Annotated in this window: 1 protein-coding gene; it reads left to right on the top strand. The window is 52.3% G+C overall.

What is annotated here, in order from left to right; genetic code table 11:
• Window positions 1-2267 (top strand): hypothetical protein (locus KBS54_01480; protein ID MBQ0054801.1); only part of this gene is annotated, 2267 nt, incomplete at both ends.

Below are 2267 nucleotides of genomic sequence, written 5' to 3'. Positions count from 1 at the left end.
TTTGCCGCTTCGGCATACCCTGTACTGGGACACGGAGCAGGAAGTTACAGCCTTTACGTGGGCAGTTCGGAATATACGTGGGCAAAGGGCAATTACTCTGTTTCAATCGGATATCTCAACAACGCAGCCGATGGTTATTCTACATCTGTTGGTTATAACAACACAGCGAAAGTACACTTATCATCCGCATTCGGAGCAGACAACACTGCATCAGGGACTGTGTCCTCAGCATTTGGGTCCACCAACATCGCATCAGAGTATTACTCCTCAGCATTTGGGCATAGCAACCTCGCATCAGGGAAAGCGGCTTCGGCATTTGGGTCCTATAACTGTGCAACAGAGGAGTTATCATCAGCATTTGGGTACAACAATACCGCGTCCGGCAAAAATTCGGTTTCGGTAGGATATTGCAATACAGCGTCGGGTACGGATTCGCTTGCGATTGGAAACTATAATATCGCAGATATCACGTTCGCGGTTTCTATGGGATACTACAATAAATCCGTAGGTTATAGCTCGGCGGCAATTGGAAGCTTCAACACCGCGATGGGGCAGTATTCAGTCTCGGTCGGCGGTTACAATGATACCCCTGGTTTTGTTTCCAGCGCGTTCGGACAGTCGAACTCCGTGTCAGGACGTTATGCCTCCGCGTTTGGATATTACAACTGTGCCTCCGGCAATCAGTCGGCTGCGATAGGCGCTTGGAGCAAAGCAACGGCGGAAAATTCTGTTGCGATTGGCACGAATGCGCTGGCAGAAAACGCTAATTCTGTGGCGATAGGGTCGTATTCAAAGGACAGAGCGCCGGCGGGCGGTGCCTACGGAGTTTTTTCAGTGGGAAGTCAGGGAAAGGAACGGCAGGTAATCAACGTTGCGGCGGGAACGAGCAATACGGACGCTGTTAATTTGAAGCAGCTGAAGGACGCTGTGGCGGGAATAGCGCAGAAGGGCACTACGCTTGCCGATTACGGAATAGAAGACGCTTACACGAAAACGGCGGCGGACGCGAAATTCGCGGGCAAAGCGGCGACGCTTGCCGGTTACGGAATAACGGACGCTTATACGAAAGCGGAAACGGAAACGAAACTGGGGCAGAAAGCCTCAGTGTCCGCATTGGCAGAAGCGCAGGAAAGAATAGCCATTGACGAAGGGCTTATAGATTTTACGCTGCAGAACGTAACTGCCAACGCGGCGTACATAGCAGAAATTATAACTGGAGACGTTATGAACTCCGGCATAACCGCAGCTAAGGTGCAGAAATACGATGCCTACGAAGCGCAGAAAGCAGACAAAGCAACAACGCTCTCAGGCTACGGCATAGCAGACGCGTACACGAAAACGGCGGCAGACGCTAAATTCGCGGGCAAAGCGACAACGCTTTCAGGCTACGGCATAGCAGACGCGTATACCAAAACGGCGGCAGACGCTAAATTTGCGGGCAAAGCGACAACGCTTGCAGGCTACGGCATAGCAGACGCATACACCAAAACGGCGGCAGACGCTAAATTTGCGGGCAAAGCGACAACGCTTGCAGGCTACGGAATAACCGACGCATATACAACGGAGGCGGCAGACGCGAAATTCGCAGGCAAAGCGACAACACTTTCAGGCTATGGCATAGCAGACGCGTACACGAAAACAGATCTGTACACGAAAAGCGAAACAGAGGAAAAGATAGCAGACGCGGTCAGCGGAATATCGCCGTCAAGCAAATACGCGGCAGACAGCGGCGCGGCTGAAATCAACAACACGAAAACACTCACGGTTGCCGGCGGAACAAACATAGAAACAGAGTTGACCGAAACAGACGGCAACGCCAAAATAGCGGTGAAACTTAAGGACGACATAGCGGTCGGAAGTATTGCGACAACCGGCGGCGCGACAGTGGGAGGCACGCTTTCGGCAGGCGGAAATCTCACCGTTGCAGGGACGTCTGATTTTATGGGGGCGGCAACGTTCCATTCCGGCGCAGACATGGGAGGACAGAAGATAACAAACCTTGCGGCAGGCAGCGCAAACACGGATGCCGCAAACTACGGGCAGCTCATAGGCAGTTTTGTTCAAGATACGGCGACAGGCGCCGTAAAAGCCGTAACAAACGCGGGAACGGAAATGTCCGTGGCACAGCTGCAGGACACGGCAATATCGGAAGGCAGAATAACAACGGGCGCTGACGGAACAAAATATCTGACGCTCACAAAGAAAGACAGATACACAGGAGTAACGACAGATATAGCCGGAATAGACCTGACGGGAATAACCTCAAC

Origin of the sequence: Candidatus Equadaptatus faecalis (genome assembly GCA_018065065.1) — a bacterium.
Classification (GTDB): domain Bacteria; phylum Synergistota; class Synergistia; order Synergistales; family Synergistaceae; genus Equadaptatus; species Equadaptatus faecalis.
This window is presented reverse-complemented; position numbering and strand designations above follow the sequence as displayed.